28 protein-coding genes are annotated in these 24,104 nt (G+C 51.2%); 15 read left to right on the top strand and 13 right to left on the bottom strand.

From position 1 onward, the window contains the following. Positions 1 to 77 precede the first annotated feature (77 nt). The gene (locus PSE_RS04890) at positions 78 to 866 is read left to right on the top strand and encodes a carboxylesterase (RefSeq protein WP_014283841.1); all 789 of its coding nucleotides are present in this window, start codon (positions 78 to 80) and stop codon (positions 864 to 866) included. A 34-nt stretch (positions 867 to 900) separates the two neighbouring features. On the opposite strand, the gene PSE_RS04885 is transcribed toward PSE_RS04890, so the two are convergent. Continuing rightward, positions 901 to 1,797 carry a LysR family transcriptional regulator gene (locus tag PSE_RS04885; RefSeq protein ID WP_208998088.1) on the bottom strand — a complete coding sequence of 299 codons (897 nt, stop codon included), beginning with the start codon at positions 1,795 to 1,797 and terminating at the stop codon, positions 901 to 903. A 130-nt stretch (positions 1,798 to 1,927) separates the two neighbouring features. Here PSE_RS04885 and PSE_RS04880 point away from each other — a divergent pair, with 130 nt between their 5' ends. The 3 genes from PSE_RS04880 to PSE_RS04870 all read left to right on the top strand — a co-directional run bounded on the left by PSE_RS04880 (position 1,928) and on the right by PSE_RS04870 (position 3,585). Continuing rightward, a complete protein-coding gene (locus PSE_RS04880; protein ID WP_008553135.1) occupies positions 1,928 to 2,437 on the top strand; it encodes a lactoylglutathione lyase family protein in 510 nt (169 codons plus the stop codon). 130 nt (positions 2,438 to 2,567) lie between these two features. After that, positions 2,568 to 3,191 (top strand): flavodoxin family protein, encoded by a 624-nt coding sequence (locus PSE_RS04875; RefSeq protein WP_014283839.1) that lies wholly within the window; start codon positions 2,568 to 2,570, stop codon positions 3,189 to 3,191. A gap of 73 nt (positions 3,192 to 3,264) precedes the next feature. Then, complete coding sequence (locus PSE_RS04870; RefSeq protein ID WP_014283838.1) at positions 3,265 to 3,585, top strand: multidrug efflux SMR transporter; 321 nt, start codon at positions 3,265 to 3,267, stop codon at positions 3,583 to 3,585. Between the two features lie 3 nt (positions 3,586 to 3,588). Here PSE_RS04870 and PSE_RS04865 read toward each other — a convergent pair whose 3' ends face one another. The 3 genes from PSE_RS04865 to PSE_RS04855 all read right to left on the bottom strand — a co-directional run bounded on the left by PSE_RS04865 (position 3,589) and on the right by PSE_RS04855 (position 6,278). Continuing rightward, entirely contained in the window at positions 3,589 to 4,464 is an 876-nt protein-coding gene (locus PSE_RS04865) for a nucleoside-diphosphate kinase (RefSeq protein ID WP_014283837.1), read from the bottom strand. An 8-nt stretch (positions 4,465 to 4,472) separates the two neighbouring features. Next, on the bottom strand, positions 4,473 to 5,195 hold the full coding sequence (locus PSE_RS04860) for an SDR family oxidoreductase (protein WP_014283836.1): 723 nt from the start codon (positions 5,193 to 5,195) through the stop codon (positions 4,473 to 4,475). Between the two features lie 159 nt (positions 5,196 to 5,354). Further along, complete coding sequence (locus tag PSE_RS04855) at positions 5,355 to 6,278, bottom strand: LysR family transcriptional regulator (protein WP_014283835.1); 924 nt, start codon at positions 6,276 to 6,278, stop codon at positions 5,355 to 5,357. An 88-nt stretch (positions 6,279 to 6,366) separates the two neighbouring features. On the opposite strand from PSE_RS04855, the gene PSE_RS04850 reads away from it, so the two are divergent. From PSE_RS04850 to PSE_RS04835, 4 genes are all read left to right on the top strand, one after another. Continuing rightward, complete coding sequence (locus tag PSE_RS04850; RefSeq protein ID WP_014283834.1) at positions 6,367 to 6,948, top strand: flavodoxin family protein; 582 nt, start codon at positions 6,367 to 6,369, stop codon at positions 6,946 to 6,948. A gap of 132 nt (positions 6,949 to 7,080) precedes the next feature. After that, complete coding sequence (locus PSE_RS04845) at positions 7,081 to 8,124, top strand: patatin-like phospholipase family protein (RefSeq protein WP_008553026.1); 1,044 nt, start codon at positions 7,081 to 7,083, stop codon at positions 8,122 to 8,124. Positions 8,125 to 8,212: 88 nt separating this feature from the next. Beyond that, entirely contained in the window at positions 8,213 to 9,205 is a 993-nt protein-coding gene (gene mepA / locus PSE_RS04840; RefSeq protein WP_014283833.1) for a penicillin-insensitive murein endopeptidase, read from the top strand. Between the two features lie 257 nt (positions 9,206 to 9,462). Next, positions 9,463 to 10,185, top strand: coding sequence for a hypothetical protein (locus tag PSE_RS04835; protein ID WP_014283832.1), 723 nt, complete (start codon positions 9,463 to 9,465; stop codon positions 10,183 to 10,185). Positions 10,186 to 10,251: 66 nt separating this feature from the next. On the opposite strand, the gene PSE_RS04830 is transcribed toward PSE_RS04835, so the two are convergent. Continuing rightward, positions 10,252 to 10,779 (bottom strand): GNAT family N-acetyltransferase, encoded by a 528-nt coding sequence (locus PSE_RS04830; protein WP_014283831.1) that lies wholly within the window; start codon positions 10,777 to 10,779, stop codon positions 10,252 to 10,254. A 448-nt stretch (positions 10,780 to 11,227) separates the two neighbouring features. Between PSE_RS04830 and PSE_RS26625 the strand changes: the two genes are divergently transcribed. From PSE_RS26625 to PSE_RS04810, 4 genes are all read left to right on the top strand, one after another. Further along, positions 11,228 to 11,923 (top strand): outer membrane protein, encoded by a 696-nt coding sequence (locus PSE_RS26625; RefSeq protein WP_014283830.1) that lies wholly within the window; start codon positions 11,228 to 11,230, stop codon positions 11,921 to 11,923. Positions 11,924 to 12,162: 239 nt separating this feature from the next. Beyond that, on the top strand, positions 12,163 to 12,906 hold the full coding sequence (locus tag PSE_RS04820) for a hypothetical protein (RefSeq protein ID WP_014283829.1): 744 nt from the start codon (positions 12,163 to 12,165) through the stop codon (positions 12,904 to 12,906). A gap of 129 nt (positions 12,907 to 13,035) precedes the next feature. Beyond that, a complete protein-coding gene (gene lepA, locus PSE_RS04815) occupies positions 13,036 to 14,841 on the top strand; it encodes a translation elongation factor 4 (RefSeq protein WP_014283828.1) in 1,806 nt (601 codons plus the stop codon). Between the two features lie 172 nt (positions 14,842 to 15,013). Further along, positions 15,014 to 15,592: an alkylphosphonate utilization protein gene (locus PSE_RS04810; RefSeq protein ID WP_014283827.1), complete on the top strand. Its 579-nt coding sequence runs from the start codon at positions 15,014 to 15,016 to the stop codon at positions 15,590 to 15,592. 73 nt (positions 15,593 to 15,665) lie between these two features. On the opposite strand, the gene PSE_RS04805 is transcribed toward PSE_RS04810, so the two are convergent. The 7 genes from PSE_RS04805 to PSE_RS04780 form a co-directional block, all read right to left on the bottom strand. Further along, complete coding sequence (locus tag PSE_RS04805; RefSeq protein WP_041767990.1) at positions 15,666 to 16,325, bottom strand: outer membrane protein; 660 nt, start codon at positions 16,323 to 16,325, stop codon at positions 15,666 to 15,668. A 189-nt stretch (positions 16,326 to 16,514) separates the two neighbouring features. Next, positions 16,515 to 16,799 (bottom strand): hypothetical protein, encoded by a 285-nt coding sequence (locus tag PSE_RS04800; RefSeq protein WP_014283825.1) that lies wholly within the window; start codon positions 16,797 to 16,799, stop codon positions 16,515 to 16,517. Between the two features lie 58 nt (positions 16,800 to 16,857). Beyond that, on the bottom strand, positions 16,858 to 17,025 hold the full coding sequence (locus PSE_RS27285; protein WP_014283824.1) for a hypothetical protein: 168 nt from the start codon (positions 17,023 to 17,025) through the stop codon (positions 16,858 to 16,860). A gap of 93 nt (positions 17,026 to 17,118) precedes the next feature. Beyond that, the gene (locus PSE_RS04795) at positions 17,119 to 17,778 is read right to left on the bottom strand and encodes a hypothetical protein (RefSeq protein ID WP_014283823.1); all 660 of its coding nucleotides are present in this window, start codon (positions 17,776 to 17,778) and stop codon (positions 17,119 to 17,121) included. Positions 17,779 to 17,917: 139 nt separating this feature from the next. Continuing rightward, positions 17,918 to 18,412 carry a DUF2165 domain-containing protein gene (locus PSE_RS04790; RefSeq protein WP_014283822.1) on the bottom strand — a complete coding sequence of 165 codons (495 nt, stop codon included), beginning with the start codon at positions 18,410 to 18,412 and terminating at the stop codon, positions 17,918 to 17,920. A gap of 110 nt (positions 18,413 to 18,522) precedes the next feature. Then, positions 18,523 to 19,407, bottom strand: a complete 885-nt coding sequence (locus PSE_RS04785) for an alpha/beta fold hydrolase (RefSeq protein WP_008553061.1) — start codon at positions 19,405 to 19,407, stop codon at positions 18,523 to 18,525. 259 nt (positions 19,408 to 19,666) lie between these two features. After that, positions 19,667 to 20,581: a LysR family transcriptional regulator gene (locus PSE_RS04780; RefSeq protein WP_014283821.1), complete on the bottom strand. Its 915-nt coding sequence runs from the start codon at positions 20,579 to 20,581 to the stop codon at positions 19,667 to 19,669. A gap of 122 nt (positions 20,582 to 20,703) precedes the next feature. Here PSE_RS04780 and PSE_RS04775 point away from each other — a divergent pair, with 122 nt between their 5' ends. The 3 genes from PSE_RS04775 (at position 20,704) to PSE_RS04765 (ending at position 23,165) form a co-directional block, all read left to right on the top strand. Further along, the gene (locus tag PSE_RS04775; protein ID WP_008553073.1) at positions 20,704 to 21,630 is read left to right on the top strand and encodes an SDR family NAD(P)-dependent oxidoreductase; all 927 of its coding nucleotides are present in this window, start codon (positions 20,704 to 20,706) and stop codon (positions 21,628 to 21,630) included. Between the two features lie 101 nt (positions 21,631 to 21,731). After that, positions 21,732 to 22,103 (top strand): DUF4345 family protein, encoded by a 372-nt coding sequence (locus tag PSE_RS04770; protein WP_041767987.1) that lies wholly within the window; start codon positions 21,732 to 21,734, stop codon positions 22,101 to 22,103. Between the two features lie 615 nt (positions 22,104 to 22,718). Then, complete coding sequence (locus tag PSE_RS04765; protein WP_041768880.1) at positions 22,719 to 23,165, top strand: DUF2267 domain-containing protein; 447 nt, start codon at positions 22,719 to 22,721, stop codon at positions 23,163 to 23,165. Here PSE_RS04765 and PSE_RS04760 read toward each other — a convergent pair. After that, positions 23,162 to 24,046: an AraC family transcriptional regulator gene (locus PSE_RS04760; RefSeq protein ID WP_014283818.1), complete on the bottom strand. Its 885-nt coding sequence runs from the start codon at positions 24,044 to 24,046 to the stop codon at positions 23,162 to 23,164. The two genes, PSE_RS04765 and PSE_RS04760, sit on opposite strands and share 4 nt — an antisense overlap. Positions 24,047 to 24,104 lie beyond the last annotated feature (58 nt).

Genomic DNA, 24,104 nt, shown 5'->3' with positions numbered 1-24,104 from the left:
CACGCGCGGAAGCACGATAATCAGGTTTCCAAACAGTTGCCGGCCACTATAAGCCGATAAGCGTTTGGAGGTTATGAATGAGTGCTGACTTACCGCAATTCATCAGCGTTGGCAAAGGAGACAGTGCGCGGCAAATTGCAGTGCGCCATGATGAACGCGGTGCGCCGGGTGTTCTTTGGCTTTCCGGCTTCAAATCCGACATGCTTGGCACAAAGGCAGAAGTGCTTGCAGAATGGGCTGAAAAGAAGGGCCTGACTTGCACCCGCATGGATTACTCCGGTCACGGCGAATCCGGCGGTGAGTTTGTTGATGGCACCATTTCCCTTTGGCTGGAAGAAGCTGTGGCTGTGTTTAAGCAGTTCTGCAAAGGCCCGACTGTTGTCATCGGTTCTTCCATGGGCGGCTGGATGGCTTTGCTGCTGGCCAAAGCACTCCATGAAGCTTCAGAAGAGATGGAAGGCTCCCTCTCTGGCATGGTGCTGATTGCACCTGCTCCTGATTTTACCGAGGAGCTGATGTGGAAGCATGAGTTCACTGATGAGATCAAGCAGGAGATCATGGAGAAAGGCCGCTTCGAGCGTCCTTCCGAGTATGAAGACAGCCCTTACATCATCACGCGTGACCTGATCGAAGACGGCAGAAAGAACCTGTTGCTCGGCGAACCAATCATCACCAACTGCAAGACCATCATTCTGCAAGGCCAGAAAGATGACGCTGTGCCGTGGCAGCATGCTTTGCGCATTGTTGAAGGCATGGCCCATAACGATGTGGTGCTGACTTTGGTGAAAGACGGCGATCATCGCCTGTCGCGTCCTGAAGATCTGGACCGCATGATCGCAGCGGTGGCCGAACTCGCCCAGCGTTGATTTAATCTAGTGGTTAGGCTTCTGATGCAGGAGCCTAGCTGCCACTCATTTGCCCGCATAATTCTGCGATCTCCTGGTGAAACCAATCATACCGAGCAGGTAGAGGGCGATGCTTCTTCACCGTCAGGTATAGCGGATCGCTGACGGGTTCTTTCAGTTCCAGAATTCTGATTTTCTGCTGCGCCTCAAAGCTTCGCACGGCAGTTTTGGGCAGGACTGTGTACCCCAGCCCTTGCGCGACAGGCACGAGGATCTGGCTGAGTTGGTTGATATAGCCAGTCACCCGTAGATCACCCGTAGCAGATGCCATCTCCTCAAAATTCGGCGTCAGCAAGCGCTCTGCATAATGCTGGCCGTCCGGATGATCAATGAAACCCAGTTTTTGCAGGTCTTCAAAGGAAACTGCTCTTCCTTTGAAATCTGCTGGCACAACAAGGCAGAGAGGCTCGTTGCCGATGTGCTTCTGTTCCAACATTGAATGTTGTGCTTGCTGGGTGACTACACAGAGATCCATCTCGTTGCTTTGCAACAGCTGAAGGCTACGATGGTTTGGAGCGACTTCGACCTTCAGCGTTAAACCGGGATGGCGGTTCTGGTGTGTGAGTAGCTTTGGGTAGAGATAGAGCGCCATGGAACCGGAGCACGCAATGCGGATTTCGCCGGTGTTTGGGTCATCCTGCTGAATAGCTTCCCGAAGTTCTGCCTCCTGCCTTTCGGCTGTGAGCGCGAAGCTCAACAGAAGTTCCCCTTCCCGTGTCAGCTCAAAGCCCTTGCCGATCTTCGTAATCAGCGGCGCTCCGATCTGCTGCTCCAGCTTTTTCAGATGCTGGCTGACGCCCGGCTGCGTCATGCCGAGTTGATTGGCTGTCTGTGTGAAGTGACCAGTTTCGGTTAATTTGACGAAGGTTCTGAGCCATTGGGAGTTTAGCATGGCCCCAACATACATAACATTAAATTATCATAAAACTAATAAATGATAATTTCTGATTTTCTCACAGACTTGCTACATCCAACGTGTTCAAGGCATTCCGCCTATTGAGATTAGCGTAGCGAGGTCTGTTATGTCCGCCCCTTATCCAAGACGTTTCTCCCACATTGGTCTTTCTGTTCCTGATGTGGAAGCTGCGGTGAAGTTCTATCGTGATGTGATGGGCTGGTACATCATCATGGAGCCAAGCGAAATTGTTGAAGACGACAGCGCAATTGGCGAGATGTGCACCGACGTGTTTGGTAAAGGCTGGAAGAGCTTCAAAATTGCTCACCTATCCACCAGCGATGGCATTGGCGTTGAGCTCTTTGAGTTTGCTCAGAATGAAAGCCCTGAGAACAACTTCGAATACTGGAAGACCGGCATCTTCCATTACTGTGTTCAAGACCCGGATGTGGAAGGTCTGGCAGCCAAGATTGAGGCCGCTGGCGGCAAGCGCCGCATGAAGGAGCCACGCTATTATTATCCGGGTGAGAAGCCTTATCGCATGATCTACATGGAAGATCCGTTCGGCAATATTCTGGAGATCTACAGCCATTCCTACGAGCTGCACTATTCCAGCGGTGCCTACCAGAAATCCTAGGTTCTCCAAGGTGTGCTCGAAGAATTTTAATCGAGCACATCTAAATCTGCCCCAGCTTTCTTAGAGTGGCTGAAAGGCGTTTGGCTGCAAATAGACCACTATTCTGACAGGTCTTGAAGAGTAGCAGCCCATGTCAAAAGACATTCTGGTGGCAATCGCCTTCTTTTCTGCCAACGGACACACCGAGGCGCTGGCACATGCGATCGCACGCGGTGCTCGTGAAAATGGTGTGACCGTTACCTTTGTGCCTGTCAGCGAGTATGAAGACACAGACTGGGGCACTCTGGAAGCCGCCGATGCCATCGTATTCGGCACCCCAACCTACATGGGCGGTGTTGCCGCTCCCTTCAAATTCTTCATGGATGCCTCTGCCACCGTTTGGTACAAACAGGGCTGGATCAACAAGATTGCCGGGGGCTTCAGCGTTTCCGGTTCCATGAGCGGTGACCGGCTCAACGTCTTCCTTCAAATGGCGACCTTTGCTGCCCAGCATGGTATGATCTGGGTGAGCCTTGGCATGCCTCCCGGCAACAATTACAGCTTCGGCAGCAATGACGACCTCAATCGCCTCGGCGTGTACTATGGCGCAGCAGCGCAGGCCAATATGGATGAAGGGCCGGAGGTTGCTCCACCGCAGTCCGACCGTGACACAGCTTTCGCTTATGGCGCCCGTATTGCCAAAGCAACGCGTCGCTGGGTGGAAGGAGGGCACAATCAACCTCAGCAAAGCAAAGGTAAATCTCCCTTGCATTGATGGCGTGCTGTAAGCTTGTGTTTTAAGTTTTTTTCTAATCTGGAACTATCATAGTTGTGTTGGAGGCAACTGAATGGCGTGGATCTGGCTCATCATTGCAGGCATGTTTGAAATGGCTTTTGCCATCTGCCTCAAGCTCTCTGAGGGCTTCACCAGACCGCTCTACACCATCGCTTTTGTCATCACAGCTTTCCTGTCGCTCTACTTCCTGACCAGAGCGATGGCCTCTATCCCCATCGGCACGGCCTACGCCGTCTGGACTGGCATCGGCGCGTCCGGCATCGCAATCCTTGGCATCTTTCTCTTCGGCGAGCCCGTCACCTTCCTTCGCCTCTTCTTCATCGCCCTCCTCATCGCCGCAATCGTGGGGCTGAAGTTTGTGTCGAATGGGTAGTGGTCAGCTGCCATCAAACGCTGCATCAAGCTGCGCGGCAATCTCCTGAGATGCTCTTATGAATCCAGGGGTTTTCTCCCCAAAGCTGCCTCCGACACAGAACAAACCATTCTCAAAGATCGCCGTGCGAAGCATCTCTGTTTCCAGTAGAGTGAAGTTTGGTTTGTAACAGACGACTCCTTGAAATTTGTGCTTCTCTTGCAGAGGCTTGATCAAGGTTGGATGATTGCTCAAGTCCTTCAGTAATAGGACTTTCACTTCTGATGCATTGTCTGAAAGGCAAGCATTCTTACGTCGAAACCGCAATATCTCGGCGTTTGGCTGCAGAGCGTCACGAACGGCAACATATCTGCAGTTGTTTAAGCTGGATATTACCCGAAATTGAGCCGAGCCTGCTTGTTCTTCATCAGCAGCAATCAGATTGAAGCTGCTTAGTTTTGAAAGCTCCTCCAGTTTCCTCTGATCCAGGCAATCAAATACGACACCCTGATCAGTAAACTGATGATGATCATCAATGTTCAAGGTTGGAAAAAAGAGCTCAAACTGAACGACAAACTCATTTCCCGGCTCAGTTGAGTGCAAGATGTTGCGGAGTTTACCGGTAGCGTACTGTTTCCGGACCTTGTACTTGTAATTACGCCCAAAGCTCACAGCAGAGTGGCCCTTGAAAAGCAGTGCGGTTGTCGGGCCACTGGTCATATATTCCAAATGCTCTGAGTTCTTGCAAATAAAGCACTTCTTGAACTCAGCTTCCGACAATTGCTTTGAGGCCACTGCAACAATCTCAAAGCTGTTCTGCACCAGATCATCCTGAATGCTCTCAGTAAACCACTCGTGCTTTTCCTGATCCGGTTTGATGAGGATGATGTTGTGTTCCATGATGGCTATCAGACGAGGTGAGCTTCTTTGATGTCATCCGTGAATGGTGCCATGTCATTGTCCAGACATTCAACAATCTCTACTCGTGCAGGATTTCGAAGAAGCTTTGCATACTTGTATTTGAAGCTACCGCTTGAACACGCGACGATCTGATCAGCAACCCATTTGGGATCCAACATCGTAGTGGTGTCTTCATTCGTGTTGTCCCAGAAAGATGTTCTAATGCCTGAAGGAGCTGCCACGAGAACCTTTCCCAAGCTTTGATCTCTCACTAACGATGCTCCCAACATGCCCAAGCCTGACTTGGTCGCGCAATAGGCAGGCTCCAACTCGCGAGGGGTGTATTGAGAGCTGGACGTGATCAGCATTATCTTGAGAGGAAAGTCGGATCTTTTCTTGAGCCGCTGGATCAGCAGCATCGGGGCCAGCAAACCAACATTCACCATTGCACTCAGATCGTCATCTTCAAGTTCATCAATATGGCCCCTTTGCAGAAAACCGGCTGCATAAACGAGTGTATGGACAGGTTCAAAGCTGTCCAAGACCCGATCAATGTCCTGCCCAAGCTGAACTGGATCATGGTTCATTGCGAGGTTCTGGAAAGTTACACCTTCAAGATTTGGCTGCTTGCGCCCAGTAACACAAACAGTATGTCCTTCAGTCGCATAGTGCTTTGCCAGTTCGAGACCGACGCCAGATGTTCCACCAATGATCAAAATGTTCTTTTTCATGAATAGGTCTTTCTAAAAAGTTTTGGCCGTCCTCGACAAGATGACTAGCAGCTCAAATGGAACTTCACGATAGATCGGTCTGTTTTTGCATGTCAATTTGAGTGGGAAGCAAAGCTTCTAAGCGAACTTGCCGAAGTCTTCTCAAAACACAATCTTCAACTACCGATACTGCCTCGTGGTTTCTTTCATGAGGGTGCGAGTCCATTGGATCATGGGGTCGTGGTGATAGCGTTCGTGCCAGTAGAGGAAGAATTCCTGGTGGTGGTCTTTCAGGAAGTCCGGCACTGGCGCGGCTATGGTGTTGTGGCCCTCGTAGATTTTCTTGTCGAAGATTGAAGGCACAAGGAAGAGCAGGTCGGTTTGGCCGCAGAAGTGCATGGCGGCGAAGAAGCTGCCGATTTTTACGGCGACGTTTCGTTTGCGGCCCATTGCGGCCAGCTTGTCATCAATGATGCTTTGGCCTGAGCCGGTGATCATGACCGAGATATGGTCTTGAGCGAGATAGTCATCCAGCGAGATTGGTTTGCCTGTGAGCGGATGGTCCTTACTCATCAGGCAGACGTAGCTAAAACGGCCCAGCGAGATGCGGTGAAGCTGACTTGTGGCTGCATTTGGCTCCTGACCCGAGAGGACAAAGTGAGCTTCTCCATTTTCCAGCGGCTCAAACTGATTGCGGATATTGCTCTTCAGCTCCAGCTTCATACCCGGAGCTGCCTGCTTCATCCGTTTCAGAAGAGGTGGGCCGTAGAGGTTCACCTCCAACTCAGGGCCAGAAAAGCGAATGGTCTCTTTCGCTGTTGCCGGGTCAAACTCCGGCTTTGCGATTACGTCCTGGATAGTTGCCAGAGCGGATGGGAGCAGCCTTTGGATTTCGGCGGCTCTTTCCGTCAGCTCATAATCTCCAGCAATGCGTACCAGCAAAGGATCATTTAGCAACTCACGCAGGCGCTGTAGAGCGCGGCTGACAGCTGGTTGGCTCATATGCAGTTGCGTTGCTGCCAACGAGACATGTTTCGTTTCCAGAAGCTTCTCCAGAATGACGAGAAGGTTCAGATCCACTCCACGCAAATTCACCTGACGCATACTTACTATACCCTACATGCATTAGACGAATACTTAGTAGCTGAATAAACCGGTTCTGTCGATCTTACAGTGCAGAAAAGGAAATGCGATGAGCAAGGTGATTGTTGTTTATCACAGTGGTTATGGCCACACGCAGGTTTTAGCGGAAGCCGTACAGCAAGGTGCGCTAGATGCTGGCGCAGACGCGGAGCTGATGTCCGTTGCTGAGCTGGATGAGGTGAACTGGGAAAAGCTGGCGGCGGCGGACGCCCTTATCTTTGGCTCTCCAACTTACATGGGCAGCGCGAGCGCACCGTTTAAGGCCTTTATGGATGCGTCCTCCAAGGTTTGGATGGAGCGTGGCTGGGTGGACAAAATTGCTGGTGCTTTCACGGTTTCAGCCTCTCGCAGTGGTGATAAGCTGGGCACACTGACGCAGCTGAGCGTGTTTGCTGCACAGCATGGCATGATCTGGGTCGGGCTGGATCTGATGCCGGGCAACAACAGCAGTAAGGGGTCTGAAGAAGATCTCAATCGCCTTGGCAGCACATTGGGTGTGATGGCACAAGCCAATGCTGATGAAGGGCCCGAGGTGGTTCCGCCACAGGCAGACAAAGATACCGCGAAGGCACTTGGTGGCAGAATTGCGAAGGTGGCTGCTGCGCTCACCCGCGAGAGCGAGGCGGCTTAACCCTTAATTCACTGCAATCGCAAGTGCTTGGGTTTCTGCCCTGAGAGGTGCCATCTCTTCACCTCATTTTTGGACAAACTCGATACGTATAAGAGCAAATTAAAACACAAGATCACTGTATCGGGTTTGTCTATGAAAAGAAGAAAACGCATTATTCTATCCATTGATGGTGGTGGAGCACGCGGCCTTATTCCAATCCGCTTGCTTCGCGGGCTTGAAACCAAATTGTATGAGCGCGGCAAGTCTGCGCCTCTTTGCAAATACTTCGACCTGATTTGTGGCACTTCCAGCGGAGGCCTGATTGCAGCTGGTCTGACAGCTCCAAATCCTGACCGCGACAAACCCGGCCAACCGGCAATGAGCCTGGGTGACTTGCAGGAGTTTTTTGAAGTTGAAGCTCGCGAGCTTTACGTCAACAATCGTCGCCATTGGCTGCCCCGTCGCCTTTACAGCGCGTTTGGGCAGTTCAACAAAGGCATTCAGGAACGCCCGATTGAGCAAGCAATCAAACAGCATATCGGTTGGAGTGCCCTTTCCTGTAGCCTGACGGCTATCTTGCTCACTGCCTATGATCTGAAGAACCGCCGTGTTGTTTCCATGAGCAACAACACCACTGGACGGGATGACTACTACTTCTGGCAGGCCGTGCGCGCGACAACCTCCTCCCCTTCCTGGTTTGAACCTGCCCGGGTTGAAAACCTGACAACGGGCGATGAGGAGATCATGATAGATGCGGCTGGCTTCCTGAACGATCCGGTGCTCGCGGCCTATGCTGAAGCACGGCGCCATGGCTGGAATCCAAAGGACATCATCATCCTCTCCCTTGGCACCGGCAATCCGGTGGAAGAGAAGCATAGCTTCACCCAAGCGGTGAACTGGGGCACCAGCGGTTGGCTTTCTCCGGAAGAAGGTACACCGCTGCTTTCCAGCTATATGCACGGCCAAACAGCATCCACCGGACAGTATGCGGACGTATTGTTCAAGGATATGCCGGGCGTGGAATACATTCGCCTGAACGCGGACCTGCCGCACTTTGGCAGTGACATTTACAGCGTGCGCCCGGGTGAAGTGCTTCAGCTGAACCGCATTGCGGATGATCTGCTTTCTTCCCACGATACCGAGTTGGACAAACTGGCAGACATTATGGAAGAAAGGCAGGACGGCCCCGGCTTTTAGGCTTCACAATCCTTCTGCCCCTGCTACAACTTCCGGAATGATAAGTTAAAGTGATTCACGTTATAGGCGTGATCACATCGGAGGGATCATGTTGGGGTTGAAAGGTTATCAGCGCACTGCAGCCGTAATCATAGGCAGCATCGTCGCAAGCCTGTTTGCTGTTGGCGCGCAGGCTGTGCCCCTGCCTGACACAAAGCCTCAGATTTCCGTTGAAGATTACAAAGAGGCATTGCGCGAGTTGCCGGAGTTTCCGGGCGCTGCCAAGTATCACTTCGGACACAAAAAGACGCCTGCAAAAACGCATCCGCTCTCCTTTGGCAGCTATGCAAGAGGCTGTGTGGCAGGCGCAATTGCCATTCCCTATGATGGCGAGAACTGGCAAGTCATGCGCCTTTCCCGCAATCGCAACTGGGGGCATCCGGTTCTCATCAATTTCCTAAAGCGACTGGCTGCAGATGCTCCTTCACTGGGATGGAACGGGTTGCTGGTGGGTGATCTTTCTCAGCCACGTGGCGGGCCGATGCTGACGGGGCATGCTTCTCACCAGATCGGGCTGGATGCAGACATCTGGCTGCGCCAGATGCCAGACTATCGTTTCAGCACCAAACAGCGTGAGACTGAGAGCGCGATTTCCATGCTGAATGGCAACCTCAGCAAGCCGGGAGCAGACCGAAAGGTGAATCCAAATCGCTGGACCGATGCGCACGCCAAGCTGATCCGTCGCGCTGCGCAGGATGATGGTGTCGCCCGTATCTTCGTGAACCCAACCATCAAAAAAGCACTGTGTGACTTTGAGACTGGTGACCGCGACTGGCTGCGTAAGGTTCGCCCCTGGTGGGGTCACCACTACCACTTCCACGTCCGCATGGCCTGCCCTGCCGACAGCAAGAGATGCAAGAACCAAGCAATCCCACCTGCTGGCGATGGCTGCGGCAAAGAGCTCACCTACTGGCTCTCCGACGAGCCGTGGGTGCCCAAAAAGCCGAAACCAGGCGAAAAACCAAAGCCACGCAAACCGAAACCACCACTTTCCGTAGCAGATCTGCCAAACAGCTGCATGACTGTGTTGCGGACGGAGTGAGGTTGGGGCAGTAATTTGCTCATTCTTACAGGCAGCCAAACAAACCTTACAGGCGACCAAACAAACACCGTAGAAAATACAGTTAAATTTCTAATAAAATAGATCAATAACAAGTATTTGACTCCATACAACAACAAAGTTATTAATCAACCAGCACATGTAAGAGCTTAAACTTGCTACCTACAGATATGATGTCTGCTGGACAGCATATTTGCTGTTCTCAATAGCAATTTTTATATTCTGTAGAGGTTTTTATTATGGAAGTCAGCGGCGTCCGTCTTTCTTTTTCATTCACCAATTTTGCTGGTAATTACGATCCTGCACCAATTATGACTCAAGATGAAGTCGCTGTAAGTCTGCTTGAAGATGTTGTGCGCTTCACGCCGGACAATGAACTACGTCAGGACAATGAATTACGCCAGCAAGGGCAAAATGCAAAGAGCGAAGCTGAGCAAAGTAATGATCCGACCAAAAAAGCGATCAGCAAAATATTTGAGGTACTAATCGGCCTCGATACCGATAAAATGCAAGGTGCAGTGCACTCTTATCTGGCACAACGCAGCCGACAAGCTGCAGCAATCCAAAAATTCTTCGATATCTCAAAAGAATGGACTAATCCAAACAGTTCGGCTGTTTACCAGGAGCTGATGAAGGGTATCTATGCCAGTGCTAAGACTGGAGACCCCATCGCTAAAGAGATGCTGCAAGCGATGAAGGATGGTACACTCAACATCGAAGATATGGCAGACTATGGCTTCGAAACAAAATCCAATTACATCGTTTATTTGAATCCTGATGGAGAATATGTGTTTGGGACATCCTCAATTACACATGTAGGCGAATACTCCAAAGCAAATGAATTGTTTGAAGATCTGACCTTCATGGATGAAGAAGGACGTTCCTTCGATAAGAAGACCGGTCACAATGCATACTATGTTCAAATAGCAAAGAACCTCGCTTTCTACTTTACCTGGCCTTGAGTCCCCAGATCAGCTTGAGGCCTTTAAGTTGCTTTGTGCAAAAGGGAGCGTTGTTGCTCCCTTTTCTTATTCATGCGCGAGTGCTGTTGGTGCTTCATCATCGTTTAAGATAAGCGTCATCAGGGTGAGATCCAGCCAGCGGCCGAATTTGAAGCCGACTTGTGGGAGTTCTCCGGTGATCCTGAAGCCATAGCGTTCATGGAGGCGGATTGAGCCTTTGTTTTCACTGTCGATTGCGCCAATAAGGACATGGCGATCATCCTGTTTTGCCAGTTCGATCAGCTTTTCCAGCAAAACGGAGCCAGCACCGTTACCGCGTGATTGCGGGGTTACGTAGACAGAATGCTCCACCGTCTTATCGTAACCAGATTTTTCACGAAAAGATCCGTAACTGCCGTAGCCAAGTACATCGCCGTTCTCATCTTCAGCTACAATGATCGGAAACCCGCCTGCGATCCGCTTTTCGAACCAACTCACTCGATCTTCCAGCGTCTCTAAAGTATCCGTCCAAATCGCAGCTAGTGTCTTAACGGCATCATTGTGAATTTCCAGAAGTGTCGGAAGATCAGATTTGGTTGCCTGACGCAGTTTCATGTAAGCCCCTCATGACACAGCTTCGCTGAGATATTTTTTGTTCGAATGAACTGCTTTGGATTTGCATTGTCATAAACCCGCATCCCTATGCAAATCTGCGCTTGAATGATGCGGTTGTTTCTTCTTCAGCACTGTCATACTTCATTGCTAATCACAAGGCGAAGAAACCATCAAATACTTGAGTTTATTGCAGGATGTGTTTCCAGTCAGATCAAAAACACACTCGACCCGGATAAATGAAAATTACTAACCATTAGATTATTTTACGTAAATTTAACCATAAATATCGATCATTACATCAGATTTCATTGGTTGATTTTAAGGTTACTAAGTGATTACCAACTGACCAAGGCCTATTTCTAAGCAAATAGTAAATAACTTCGTCTGCTGCATTTTCATCGACCTTAATTTTCTACCTGCTTGCACTTTCACATCTGGAGTATTTGAAGTGAAACAGGTTTTGCGTATTACCACCCTCCTTGCAAGTCTCAGCTTGACCATTGCTGGAGTTACTTCAGCGCAGGCCCAAGATGGCGGTATGTATATCAGCTTTAAAGGAGCGAAGGCGTTTTCACTTCGCAGCACCTTTGATCCGACGGGAGGTGTACCAACTGATAGCTATGATCTTGATTTTAAGAATGAATGGGCTGCGAGTTCTAGTATAGGCCAGCGTTTGAACGAGTATCTTCGTATTGAAGCAGAACTAGGCTATCTCGTGAACACCGTTGACAAGATGAGTAGTGACACTGTGACAATTTCCGGATCCGGTGGTGGCAACGTTCATAGCAGTTACATCATGGCTAGTGTTCTCGCAGATTTGCCATTAACAGATCAAATAACCGCATTCGTAGGTGGAGGGATAGGCGCAGCTAAACCAGGTATGGATAAGCAAATTCTCTCAGGAGTTAACCAAACCCGCGAGATGGAAATTGAAGACCAATATGTTTTCGCCTGGAAGCTTACAGGTGGCCTTTCCTACGAAATGTATGAAAACACTCACTTGTTTGCCGACTACACATATTTCCAGACGGCAGACTTCGATGTGAAGCAGAAATCCACTGTGAGTGGTATTCCTTTTCAAAACACACTGGAAACTAATCTCAGTACTCACATGATCGGCCTAGGCCTTCGCTACGATTTTTAGCGGGCTGTTTGAGTAAGAAGCTCACTAGTTTTCATGGTTGACAGAGGCGGCAGGTTGCCGCCTTCTTTTATATTGCAAGACTACTGATAATTACTCCAAACAACACAAACCTAAAACAAGTTATATCATTGTAATTCATACCTATATTTTACATGTTCTGTGAATTACATCATTAATTATTTGGTAAGACTTGTCTATTTGCGCGAATCTGCCGTCAGGACTTCAGGAGATAGTGCGCAATGGGAAAGCTTTCCTCTACTGTAATCATGTTAGTTTCTGCGTTATTGGCGACAGGAGCACTCTCTGCCCGTTCCTATGCTGCGGATTTAGCTGAGGCTGCGCAAGCAGCCGCAAAAGAAGCTGCCGAAAAAGCTGCGATGGGCATGTTTCCACTCAAGCCGTATGCGGGGGCAAAGGGATTTGTCTCATATGCACCGGCTGGTGACTTCTACTCGCCCGGCACTGGGCGAACCAACTTTATCGACTACAACATCGGTTGGAATGCGGCTGCTTTTGGCGGCGTCACTGCGGGTGACTTTGTAAAACTCCAACTCGATACAGGCTACATAAGTAACAACGTCTCGAGCTTGTCTGGTGTGACAGATGGGAGTGGGTCGGTAGCGGCGGCCTATGTATTGGCTGGTGTTGTGCTTTCTGCACCGCTTTCCCCGCTCACAAAGAAGGTAATTCCATTTGCCGGAATCAGTATTGGCCCGGCCTTTCCAGTTATTGGGGAGATCACGGGACAGATTGATGGGTCTCCCTTTACCATCAAAGGCAATCAGGGTGTTGTGGGTGCATTATTAGCTCGTGGCGGTGTGACAATTGCGATCAATGCAAAGCTTGGTGCTACTCTCGAGTACGGGTTCTTTCAGACCGCCGACTTTTCACTTAGCACGACAGATAATATTTCCAGCTCTGGCAGGGCCTCGACAGACATGACGGCGCATTTGTTTGGGCTGGGGTTTGAGTATCATTTCTAGCCAGATTACAGCAAAAATCTGAGATTTGGCGGATTGCTATTCACTTTATTGGCTGGAAAACAGCAAAAAAGCGCGTGGGCGCTTATTATGTGCTTTGCCATAGAGCAAAGCAGTGGTAATTGAGCGCCCATGACGACCAAAACTTTGTCCAATATTCGCAATTTCTCGATTGTCGCGCACATCGACCACGGTAAGTCCACCCTGGCCGATCGCCTCATCCAGTCTACCGGCACTCTCACAGAGCGCGAGATGACGGAGCAGGTTCTCGATTCCATGGATATCGAGAAGGAACGCGGCATTACCATCAAGGCTCAAACCGTTCGCCTGATCTATAAGGCGGAGGACGGTGAAGAGTACACGCTGAACCTGATCGACACCCCAGGTCACGTGGACTTTGCCTATGAAGTTTCTCGCTCCCTCGCTGCGGTGGAAGGCTCCCTGTTGGTGGTTGATGCCTCCCAAGGTGTGGAAGCGCAGACGCTTGCGAACGTCTATCAGGCGATTGACAACGACCACGACATCGTGACCGTGCTCAACAAGGTTGACCTGCCTGCTGCAGAGCCAGACCGCATCAAAGAGCAGATCGAAGATGTGATCGGCCTTGATACTTCTGACTCAGTGATGATTTCAGCGAAGACCGGGCTTGGTATTCCTGATGTTTTGGAAGCGATCGTCAAACAACTTCCTGCCCCTGTCGGTAACCCGGATGGCCCGCTGAAAGCCATGCTGGTGGACAGCTGGTATGACACCTACCTCGGTGTGATGGTTCTTATCCGCGTGATCGACGGTGAACTGAAAAAGGGCGACACCATCAAGATGATGGGTACTGGCGCTGTTTATCCGGTTGACCGTGTTGGTGTGATGACCCCTGCCTTTGTGGCAACAGACCGTCTTGGACCGGGCGAAATTGGCGTTCTGACGGCTTCCATTAAGGAAGTTGCTGATACTCGCGTGGGTGACACCATCACCCATGACAAGAAAGGCTGCACCGAAGCGCTGCCGGGCTTTAAGCCAGCACAGCCAGTTGTGTTCTGTGGCCTCTTCCCGGTTGATGCAAACGACTTTGAAGATCTGCGCTCTGCCATGGGCAAGCTGCGCCTGAATGATGCGTCTTTCTCTTATGAGATGGAAACATCGGCTGCGCTTGGTTTTGGTTTCCGCTGTGGCTTCCTTGGTCTGCTGCACCTTGAAATCATTCAGGAGCGTCTCTCCCGTGAGTTCAATCTGGAACTCATCGCGACAGCACCATCTGTTGTTTATGAGATGGAGATGACGGACGGCTCTCAGTTTGAGATGCACAACCCGGCGGACATGCCGGATGTTGTGAAAATCAAAGAGATCCGCGAGCCTTGGATCCGCGCGAACATTATGACCCCTGACGAGTATTTGGGCCCAATCCTGAAACTGTGTCAGGATCGCCGTGGTATTCAGGTTGATCTGTCCTACGTTGGTTCGCGTGCTATGGTCACCTATGACCTGCCGCTCAACGAAGTGGTCTTCGACTTTTATGACCGCCTGAAGTCCATCTCCAAGGGCTATGCCAGCTTCGACTACACCATCAGCGAATATCGCGAGGGTGATCTGGTGAAGATGTCTATTCTTGTGAACGAGGAGCCCGTGGACGCGCTGTCCGTGCTGGTGCACCGTTCGCAGGCGGAACGTCGTGGTCGCGCTATGTGTGAGGTTCTGAAAGAGCTGATCCCACGCCACATGTTCAAAATCCCAATTCAGGCTGCGATTGGTGGACGTGTGATTGCGCGTGAAACTCTCTCTGCTCTGCGTAAGGACGTGACCGCGAAATGTTATGGCGGTGATGCTTCGCGTAAACGCAAGCTGCTGGATAAGCAGAAGGCGGGTAAGAAGAAGATGCGCCAGTTCGGTAAGGTAGAAATCCCTCAGGAAGCGTTCATCCAAGCGCTGAAGATGGATGACTGAGCACCGATTTGCGTAAGCAAAGCAAACGACTGAATGTCGTTTGCAAGGGCGAAGGCACGCGAGGGTAAGGTGCAAAGCACCATCGAGTGAGCCCTCTCTTACCAATCAAAGAATTCAAAGGCGGCCTCTGGTCGCCTTTTTCGTCAAGAATGAGATCTAAAGGCAAATAGCCATGTCACTTGAGAATGACCTGCGCAGCCGCGCAGATAACAAATGCGAGCTTTGCGGTGCGACAGAGGATCTTGCTGCTGTTGCGGTTGGCCCTGAAAGCAATGACAGCGCGGAGAAATCCATTCTGGTCTGCGGCACCTGCGCTGCTCAGATGGAGAACGCGGCTGAGCTGGACGTCAACCATTGGCGCTGCCTGAACGAAAGCGCCTGGAGCACAGAGCCTGCTGTTCAGGTGACTGCATGGCGTCTGTTGAATAAGCTTTCTGGTGAGGCGTGGGCCCGCGACCTGTTAGATACTTTGTATCTGGATGAAGAGACGCTGGAATGGGCACAATCCGGGCAGGAAGCAGCAGATGATGAAGACGCTGTCGTGCACAAGGACACACATGGTGCAGTGCTTTCAGCAGGTGATACAGTCACGCTCATCAAAGACCTTAAGGTGAAAGGGGCAGGCTTTACGGCCAAGCGCGGCACAGCCGTTCGCAACATCACCCTTGTTCCAGATAACGCTGCTCACATTGAAGGCCGCGTCAACGATCAGCGCATTGTTATTCTGACCGAGTTCGTGAAGAAGTCCTGAGGGCTTTGACCGTTACTCATTGCAGGTTTTAAAGGGAGCTTTGGTGCTCCCTTTTTTGTTCGCCAAGCTAAACTCAGAAATTGTAACGCAAGCCAACCTGAGCGATGTGGCTTTGGAAACTGGTTGTAATATCGGGGTTTCCAGCAGGTGCATTTTTTTGACGAAACTCAAAGTCAGCTGACTGCATGAAGTTGTATTCACCGACCACTGACAGATTATCCATTAACTTGTAAGCAGCCCCAGCATTCAGCTTTAAAAACGGAGTTACGCTATCCTGAACATCGAACTTCTCCGTCGGATAACCAAAATGCGCATCATCAAAGGTGACTTTGCCCAAATCAAATGACGCCAAGCCTGCCCCAATCCCAACAAACGGTGTAAAGCTTTCAGAGAGGCTGTAGTCAAAGTAAACTGATGCGGATACATGGACTGCAGAAAAGCTGCCCTTCTTAACTTTCTCACCGCCGATTTTATCAAGGCCAGAACGTAGATAACCGATATCAGCTTGAACTCTGACGTGCTCATGAACGCGTTTGCCTGCATTCAGGCTGGCGTTAAAACCAAGCTTTCTCTTAAAGGATGACTTTAGCCCAGGAGCACTCACGTCTTCCTTTGCATTTGGCACTAAACCACCGGTAAACCCAACATAAGTGCCTTGTAGAAAATCACCTGCTGAGGCTGGCAGTGCCAGCAGTGTCACAACAGAAAAACAGAGGATCGATTTGATTGTCATAATAACCACTCTCAAAAATTGAATAGTGGTTTTGCGTAGCATGCAGCTCAGGTTACTACATTTTTTGACGATAAAATTGCAGCATGAAATTGAGAATTACTAGTCAGTTTATCGTTAAACACTCCCCATTTGGGGTAAGTTGGGCTTCAATCAAGCATAGTTTGGAAGCCTGATATGCTGATTACATGATTATTGCCACTTTTCTTTTGGCGAGCGACCTGATTCTTTATCTTCCATTTCCTGATGCTTCTTTTCCATCTCACGAAGCCATTCTTTGTGCTCCAATACTTGCCGACGTTGATAGTTGCCGTGTCGACGGGAAAGTTCCTCACCATGAACATCTCCCAGATTGTTTGGCTCTTCGCGATGAGGAGAATGGTAGGACAACGGTTTACGAGTTCTTCGTCCACGGCGAACATCGTAAATCACGGCAGCGACGATACCGATTGGAATGAGCCAAAGCAGGTAGTGCAAGGGAGACCTTTCAATTGTGTAGGGTCACGATAACGGGGAGCTCTTACTTACTAAGGTTCTACTCGCCGCCGCCATCACCTCCACCACTGTCGCCACTATCTCCATCAAAGAAACCAGAACCGCCATCTGCACTGGAGCGGTCGCGTCTTCCTGAGTGTTTAAAGGCTTTGAAAGCTATGACGACAATGACCGCAACAATGGCGAAATAAAAAAGATCATTCAGCAAAATTTCGCACTCACATTTGGAACATCCGAAGGTGCTCGGGAGTTTTCTCTAATCAATATCACCAGATTACTGCCGAGCAGAGACTGCGAAAAGTTAGTTCTCTTCATCTTTGCGGTGCAAGCGGATTTGTGAGTGGAGGGTGATCTGCTCTGGTGTGAGGCGCAAGAGGATTTGGTTGTCTGCCCATTGATGCAGGGCTGCGCCGGTGTTTGAGGTTTCAATGCGGTAGTGGCGGCCTCCCTGACGGGCGTACCATTCTATGCGGTCCTTGTTGAACCACTTATTGGTTTTCAGCGGGTGCAACATCGTGAGGTTGCCGGGGTAATCTGCCAGCAGCAGGTCGATAGCGTTTGTGGCGTTAGTTTCCTCTATGATGCGATGCACTTCGCAGATCTGTGGTTTCTTGATGGTGGCGAAGCGTTTGCCGACGTGGGCGTACTCATTGAAGTGCGCCATGCGCTCATCCTGAGGCAGGTAATCGAACACATGGATGACGCCATCGCAGATGGAAGAGAAATAGAACGAGCGGTTGGTGTACTGGAGAGTGACCCGTTGCCGCTGGTTGCCGATTTTACGTTGAACGGTGTTGCCGCTGCCTGTCAGGTACTCGTCTCCCCTCTTCTTTTGAAGGGCAAGGCCGAGACCAATCAGGTAATCGTTGTCCAGAAAGCGAGCAGGAATAGACCCGTGCAGCTTCCGGTTGGAAGCGGCTGGTTGACCTGAAAATACATTCCTCCCGAAGCTGGTATCCATGTCTGCTCCCCGTCAACACAAGTGCTCTGTGTTTCAAACGTGGAACAATTCCTAGGTAAAAGCAGTCCTTCAATTGCCTCAGCTGGATAGTCTCAGGTTACATCTCATAGGGTGAATCTGAGGGGTATTTTAGCGGGTCCTAACCGGCCTCTTCGTCCCTCTGATTTACAAAGATGAGACCAAGGAATGCGATGATGCTGATGTTGTAGGAAGTCTCAATGGCCCCACGGCCTATTGGCGATTGCCAAGCCAGAAACCACTCTCCTGCACCAACAACAAAGACCACGAACCACAGCAGGATCGCGACGCAAAAGCCAAAGGAAACAACGGATTTGGAGCGATTGAATGCGGCGGCTGGCTTATGGATGTTGGCAAGCATGCGCAGGCTGCCGAGGATCAGAAGGAAGGCAACAAAGCCTTCGATTGCCAGAATGATGATCAGGAATGTGGGAGCCGTTTCCAACGGGAAGACGGCGCGGAACTTGGGGCTGGTTGGGAAGGTGTCCACCATGGAAATGACGGTTTCAATATATGCCAGATTTGCAGGGGCATCCTGATAGTTATTGAAACAGACCATGGCGGCAAATGCGCCGAAAGAAAGGGCAATCAAAACTTTGATCAGACGAAGAAGCATGGCGTTACCCGCTTTTTCGCCAGTAGAGCAGATAGGGGCTAAAGGCCGGTTAGGTGTGGCCTTCAGCTCTGGTGTTTTTCATTTGCTCTCTGTTAACGGGCGGAAAGGCCTCAGGAAACCTCCAGAATTTCCGGCCATAGCGCTTCGTTCTGTTTGGTGAAGGCTTTCAGGTGGCCAACTTCCTTCAGCTCAAAATCTGCCGGATTCAGGGTCTGGCGGATGATCTGCGCATCTTTGTAGAGCGGCTCCATGCGGTCGATGGAGGCTTTGGGTGCCGTTTCATCATCCGTGAAGCCGATGATTTTGATCGGGCCCTTGTAAGGGTTTGGGTTCATCTGAGGGAGAACGCCGCCGATATCGCTGGAATAGAATGTGGGCGATGTACACCACTTGCGCCATTGCCAGTAAACACCGGCGGGCACATCCGCCCCAAGGCCGAGAGCTTTGCCCGGCAAATAGCCTTTCAGGCGCGTTGCGATTGGGCCCAACAGGTACCAGAACAGAATGACCATGAAGAAGTACGGCAGGTGGTGATCGCGCCAGTAGACTTGCCCGCAGGCCACAGTGGTGACCTTGTCGACCTTATCCAGATTGGAATGGAAAGGCAGCATGAAACCGCCGAGGGAGTGGCCGATGACATGCTTTTGCGGTGTGTCCGCTAGCTTCAACAGAGCATCAAATGCAGCTTGTTGGTCGAGCAGGCCCCAGTCCGCCATGGTGGCGGAGGAGTTGCGCGGATGAGTTTGCTTGGATGCGCCGAAATCCCGGTAATCGTAAGTGAGGCACAGGTGGCCTTGCTCAGCAACCCACCGGGCGAACCGGGCATAAAACAGCTGCGGCACGCCGGTGGCGCCGTGGATGATGACAGAGGACTTGGGATCCCCTTTGGGCCAATAGGCTTTGCCAGTCAGTGTGGCACCTTCACTTGGAATTTTTACTGTTTCCACGCGCTGCTCACTTTCGGCCATCATGTCTTCCAGTTGCTTCATTGCCATAAACACTCATCGCTAAAACAGTTCATCTGTACGTTCAAACACTTGATCTGCTTTAGCTCTTGTTTTTGCGTATCTTTATCCGAATACCATCAGGCACTTTTCGGAGATACTCCGCAGATAGCCGCATAGGATCATATATTAACGTATAGGTAAAGCTGAAAGGTAAAATATATCCCGCGCTTTTAAGAGAAGGTTTCATGAGTTCATTCGCGGGAAACAGCAGGCTTCTTAGGGCTTTGCATAGGCCCGTGCTCTGAGATCAGCTGCCGGTTTTCGTACCGGCGACCCAGAACTCGTTGCGGCGGGCGGTGATGCGCTCAGCGACAAAGTCTACAAACAAACGGACGCGGGCGGTATTGCGCAGGTCGCGGTGGAGGAGAAGCCAAATGTTGCGGTATGGCATTGGCTTCTGGAATGGGGCGCGGATCAGTGTCGGATGCCTGTCACCCAGATTGCAGGCCAGATAGGCCATACCAAGACCAGCAGCGGCCAGTGAGATGAGCGGCACCAGTTCTGAGACTCTGTGCTTGAGCTTTGCTTTGGGGTAGCAGCCGTTCAGGATCCACGGTGCGGTGGTTTCCCCCTCTGCCTCATGCCAGCCGATGAAGTTCAGGCCTTCACCGCTGTTGTCCTTGATCCGCTCAGCGTACTCACGTGTGCAGTAGGCGGCCTGAGACATCTGCACCAGCTTGCGGCCCACCACATCCTGCGTGACTTCGTCAGCAATACGGAAGCCGACGTCAGCTTCACGCCGTGTCAGATCCGCCACGTTGTTGGTGAAGTTCAGGTTGAGGTCGATGTCCGGATACTTCTCGGCAAACAGCACCAGATCATCCATGATGGACGTCATAGCCAAACCGTGGGGCATGGTCACGTGGATGGTGCCTTGAGGCTTGGCATCGCGCCCGACGATGATGCGGGAGGCGGTGGCCATCTCGTCTTCCACACGCTCGGCGTAGGGCAGCAGGGCCTCGCCCAGTTCCGTCAGCACCAGTCCGGCCTTGGAGCGGTCGAACAGGCGACTGCCGACACGCTCTTCCAACACCTCCAGCCTGCGGGCCAATGTTGTGTGGTTGACGCGGATAAGCGTTGCTCCGCCGCGGATGGTGCCGCTGCGGGCCACGGCAAGAAAATACTTCAGATCATCCCAATTCAATGAATAGTTTTCCTGCATGGCTTCGAGTATTTCCGGCGGTTCAAATTTGGAACATAGCGTCCAGTTTTACCCATCTACACTTCAAAATTCAACCAGACTAGATTTTCTGCATGAACAAATGAACAGCAGGAAACGCAGTGATGTCTCCGATCAAATCCGTTTTAATTACCGGTGCGAATGCAGGGTTGGGCCGTGAGGCGGCTCGGCAGCTCGCAAAGGTCAGCACTATCGAAAAAATCTATCTCGCCTGCCGTAATGAGGCCAAAGCTCAGGCAGCCAAAGCAGCGCTTGAAGCAGAGGCAAAGCGCGAGATCTTTGAGATCATCCTCATGGATGTGATGGACCCCGCCTCCGTGCGTCACGCTATCAGCCAGATGACTGCACCAGTCGATGCGCTGGTTCTGAATGCTGGCGGTGTGGGAGGTCGGTCTCCCAATGGCATGACCGCTCATGGCGTGACCAACATTTATGCCGTGAACATGCTGGGGCATGTGGTGCTGGTGGATGAGATGCTGGAGCGTCAGCTGATCACGTCTACCGTGCTTTATGCAGGCTCAGAAGCTGCACGCGGCATTCCGAAGATGGGTGTTACCCGCCCAGCACTAAAGGAAGCGTCCGTGGACGAGTTCCGCGCCATGGCGGATGGGCGCACGTTTACTGAAAAGAGCGACCCGATGGATGCCTATGCGAGCGTCAAACTCATTGGTGCGCTCTGGATGTCGTCCATGGCACGACAGCACCCACATGTTCGCTTTGTAACCATGAGCCCGGGCGGCACCACGGGCACCAACGGGTTTGACGATATGCCTTTCCTGAAAAGGCTGTTCTTCAAGCATGTGGGCGGTTTTTTGATGCCACTGCTGGGCATGATGCATGGCGTTGAAGATGGCGCTAAGCGCTACGTGGACGGCATTCTGGACCCGAAATTCAAAAGCGGTGTTTTTTACGCCAGTGCTGGCGAAGGTGCTGTTGGCAAGCTCGTCGATCAAAGCACTCTTTTTGCTGATCTTGGCAATCACAGTTTTCAGGACAACGCCAATCAGGCTGTCCACCAACTGGTCTCATGACCTGAAGCAGCTTGCCTGCTTTCCTTCTTACTACGCGTATCTGCGAGACCCCGTTTCCATTCCCCGGAGATACGCCCAATCCTTTTAAATGGAGAGATACAATGGAAATCGCATATCAAATTATGGTTGGCGCCCCGACACTTATGCTGCTTGGCCTGGGCACCGTTTCAATGTTTGCCCCTTCCCGTATGACCAAGAATTTTGCGCTTGAGCCGATTGGCGTGGCAGGGCTGAGCACCATTCGCTCCGTCATTGGCGGGCTGTTTCTGGCAAGCGTGGCGCTGCTGATCACCGGTTTTGTGACGGCACAGCCTCAGGCTTACGTTGCTGTCGCGATTTTGCTGGGTGTTGTGGCGTTGGGCCGTGTGGTTGGCTTGATGGCTGATGGTTTTGTGAAAGAAGTCATCCCACCATTGATCGTGGAACTGGTCCTGATCGCTGCCCTGCTCGGCGCGTTCTTCCGCCCGTTCTGAGTGCGGACATGAAAAAGGCGGCAGAGCTAGAGTCCCCCTATACCCTAGCTCTAGCCGCCTGTCATTGCGGGTTGTTGCAGGCCTCCTTCCGTCCTTAGAAACCTACAACCCACACATCCGGCTGGATGTCACTGTCATTCCTTGCTGATGTCCGCATCCATTCCAGCGATTACGCTATCAGCTGGTTTGTTACGTGAAGCAAACTCAGAGACCACAACCATCCCAAGGATTGCTAAGAATACACAAATGAATAATGCCAAGCCGAAAGTCATAGTCCCTCCACCTCAATGACAATAAAAGCGTAGATAGCAAATTGACCTATGTCAATACGAATTTATAATTTGACTAATGTGAAATTTACTCATGGTCACAATGGATATTCTTTTTGCATTTCATTCTGCGATGCACAATTTAGTATAATTATTTCTTTTATTATTCTTATCTCTGGTTCTTCTGTTGTTTCAGTCACCTTTACTCGACACCATAGTACATATACGTAGATTACCTAAGTTAAATCGATTTAGATAGCCTTCGAAAATTGAAAGCTTTTGCAGCGCGAAAACGTGGGTTAAGCTCATGCATCAGTTGACCACCCATATTTTCGGAGGTCCTTTCATGCCCATGCCTCAGGAATATCAACTCGCATCACAGCAGTACGAAGCCTTCCTTCTGGACGCCATGGAATCGATGGATCTGGTGACGCGCAACCGTACCTACACCTGCGTGCAGGCCACCTTACTGGCGTTTCGGAACCGTTTGACCGCTGAGCAAGTGCTGACCTTTGCCGATACTCTGCCCGTCGTGCTGCGCGCGATCTTCACGTCTGGCTGGAGCCGTGACGACTTTAATCCTGAGTTTGGCACCATGGAAGATTGGGTAGCGGATGCCAAGGCGCTGCGCAGGCTTCACAACTTCTCAGATGACAAGACCCCGGCAGGCGTTGCCAAAGTCCTGCGCCGCCACGTCGACCTGCCTCACTTTGAGCAGGTGCTGCAGCAGATCGGCCCTGATGCCATGCAGTTTTGGGGATTTGAGAGCACTGCTGAAGCAGAGGCCTCCTAACGGGCAATGCTTTCCCGAGCTTTTGCCGCTGTCGTTCCAAAATGCACTTTGAAGTCCCTGCTAAACTGAGAGAGGCTTTCATACCCAACCTGCGTTGCAGCTTCGTTGGCGCGCTTGCCTTCATAAAGGATCAGGCTGCGGGCATGATTCAGGCGCAGTTTCTTGAGGTATTGGACCGGCGTTTCACCCGTTGTGCTGCGAAAGGCACGATAGAAGGCTGAGGAACTCATCCCGATCTCTTTGGCAAGCTGCTCCACGGAGTACTTGCCTGCCAGATTACCGCTCAGTTTTTGAAGAACACGGGCAATGCGCGCGCTTGGATTGCCCTGATTGCTCAGTATTCTCAGGACGCTGCCGTGACGATCATTGAGAGCACGATAATGCAGCTCACGCACCAACCCTGCCCCCAGCACAGAGGTATCAACCGGTGAAAGCAAACAGGCCGTCAGGCGTTCGACAACGTCCTGCATATGATCACTCATGGCCACTGGCTCTGCACCCAGTTTCGTGGTGGAGTTGGAGACAACAGGGTCATCAACCTTATTGATAAGCTCCAGAAGGAGTGAGGTATCCAGATCTACGACCAGACCTGTGAGGGGATTTTCCGGGCTTGCTTCTGTTGAGCATTCAAAGGCCAGCGGCAGACCAACGACTAGATAGTTGTTTTCATCATATTGGAAGCTCAGATCACCCAGATAGAGAGACTTCCTGCCTTGCCCGATGATGATGATACTGCTGCCGTAAACCAATGGCTCCCGTGGCAATGGCACCGTGCTGTGAAACACGCGCACTCCGGGCAAAGAGGTTTCAGCAATCGCGTTATCATCCCCCATATGAAAATGGTCTATGAGGTCATTCATAGGTTGGCGCAGGGTGGTCATTCGGCACGTCCAATTCTCGTAGTTGCCAGTATAGTGCAACAAACTTGCCGGTAGAGAC

The sequence above is a fragment of the Pseudovibrio sp. FO-BEG1 genome (genome assembly GCF_000236645.1).
Taxonomy (GTDB): Bacteria; Pseudomonadota; Alphaproteobacteria; order Rhizobiales; family Stappiaceae; genus Pseudovibrio.
Note: the sequence above shows the minus strand (reverse complement) of the source record. Positions and strands in the feature narration are given on the sequence as shown.

Excerpts from the sequence above, each read along its gene's own strand:
- PSE_RS04850 (WP_014283834.1), top strand. The coding sequence starts at position 6,367 with ATGAGCAAGGTGATTGTTGTTTATCACAGTGGTTATGGCCACACGCAG.
- PSE_RS04885 (WP_208998088.1), bottom strand. The coding sequence starts at position 1,797 with ATGCTAAACTCCCAATGGCTCAGAACCTTCGTCAAATTAACCGAAACT.
- PSE_RS04880 (WP_008553135.1), top strand. The coding sequence starts at position 1,928 with ATGTCCGCCCCTTATCCAAGACGTTTCTCCCACATTGGTCTTTCTGTT.
- PSE_RS04770 (WP_041767987.1), top strand. The coding sequence starts at position 21,732 with ATGGAAATCGCATATCAAATTATGGTTGGCGCCCCGACACTTATGCTG.
- PSE_RS04870 (WP_014283838.1), top strand. The coding sequence starts at position 3,265 with ATGGCGTGGATCTGGCTCATCATTGCAGGCATGTTTGAAATGGCTTTT.
- PSE_RS04860 (WP_014283836.1), bottom strand. The coding sequence starts at position 5,195 with ATGAAAAAGAACATTTTGATCATTGGTGGAACATCTGGCGTCGGTCTC.
- PSE_RS04780 (WP_014283821.1), bottom strand. The coding sequence starts at position 20,581 with ATGCAGGAAAACTATTCATTGAATTGGGATGATCTGAAGTATTTTCTT.
- PSE_RS04835 (WP_014283832.1), top strand. The coding sequence starts at position 9,463 with ATGGAAGTCAGCGGCGTCCGTCTTTCTTTTTCATTCACCAATTTTGCT.
- PSE_RS04785 (WP_008553061.1), bottom strand. The coding sequence starts at position 19,407 with ATGGCAATGAAGCAACTGGAAGACATGATGGCCGAAAGTGAGCAGCGC.
- PSE_RS04765 (WP_041768880.1), top strand. The coding sequence starts at position 22,719 with ATGCCCATGCCTCAGGAATATCAACTCGCATCACAGCAGTACGAAGCC.
- PSE_RS04845 (WP_008553026.1), top strand. The coding sequence starts at position 7,081 with ATGAAAAGAAGAAAACGCATTATTCTATCCATTGATGGTGGTGGAGCA.
- lepA (WP_014283828.1), top strand. The coding sequence starts at position 13,036 with ATGACGACCAAAACTTTGTCCAATATTCGCAATTTCTCGATTGTCGCG.
- PSE_RS04820 (WP_014283829.1), top strand. The coding sequence starts at position 12,163 with ATGGGAAAGCTTTCCTCTACTGTAATCATGTTAGTTTCTGCGTTATTG.
- PSE_RS04805 (WP_041767990.1), bottom strand. The coding sequence starts at position 16,325 with ATGACAATCAAATCGATCCTCTGTTTTTCTGTTGTGACACTGCTGGCA.
- PSE_RS04760 (WP_014283818.1), bottom strand. The coding sequence starts at position 24,046 with ATGACCACCCTGCGCCAACCTATGAATGACCTCATAGACCATTTTCAT.
- PSE_RS04865 (WP_014283837.1), bottom strand. The coding sequence starts at position 4,464 with ATGGAACACAACATCATCCTCATCAAACCGGATCAGGAAAAGCACGAG.
- PSE_RS04855 (WP_014283835.1), bottom strand. The coding sequence starts at position 6,278 with ATGCGTCAGGTGAATTTGCGTGGAGTGGATCTGAACCTTCTCGTCATT.
- PSE_RS04810 (WP_014283827.1), top strand. The coding sequence starts at position 15,014 with ATGTCACTTGAGAATGACCTGCGCAGCCGCGCAGATAACAAATGCGAG.
- PSE_RS04830 (WP_014283831.1), bottom strand. The coding sequence starts at position 10,779 with ATGAAACTGCGTCAGGCAACCAAATCTGATCTTCCGACACTTCTGGAA.
- PSE_RS04775 (WP_008553073.1), top strand. The coding sequence starts at position 20,704 with ATGTCTCCGATCAAATCCGTTTTAATTACCGGTGCGAATGCAGGGTTG.
- mepA (WP_014283833.1), top strand. The coding sequence starts at position 8,213 with ATGTTGGGGTTGAAAGGTTATCAGCGCACTGCAGCCGTAATCATAGGC.
- PSE_RS04790 (WP_014283822.1), bottom strand. The coding sequence starts at position 18,412 with ATGCTTCTTCGTCTGATCAAAGTTTTGATTGCCCTTTCTTTCGGCGCA.
- PSE_RS04875 (WP_014283839.1), top strand. The coding sequence starts at position 2,568 with ATGTCAAAAGACATTCTGGTGGCAATCGCCTTCTTTTCTGCCAACGGA.
- PSE_RS04795 (WP_014283823.1), bottom strand. The coding sequence starts at position 17,778 with ATGGATACCAGCTTCGGGAGGAATGTATTTTCAGGTCAACCAGCCGCT.
- PSE_RS04890 (WP_014283841.1), top strand. The coding sequence starts at position 78 with ATGAGTGCTGACTTACCGCAATTCATCAGCGTTGGCAAAGGAGACAGT.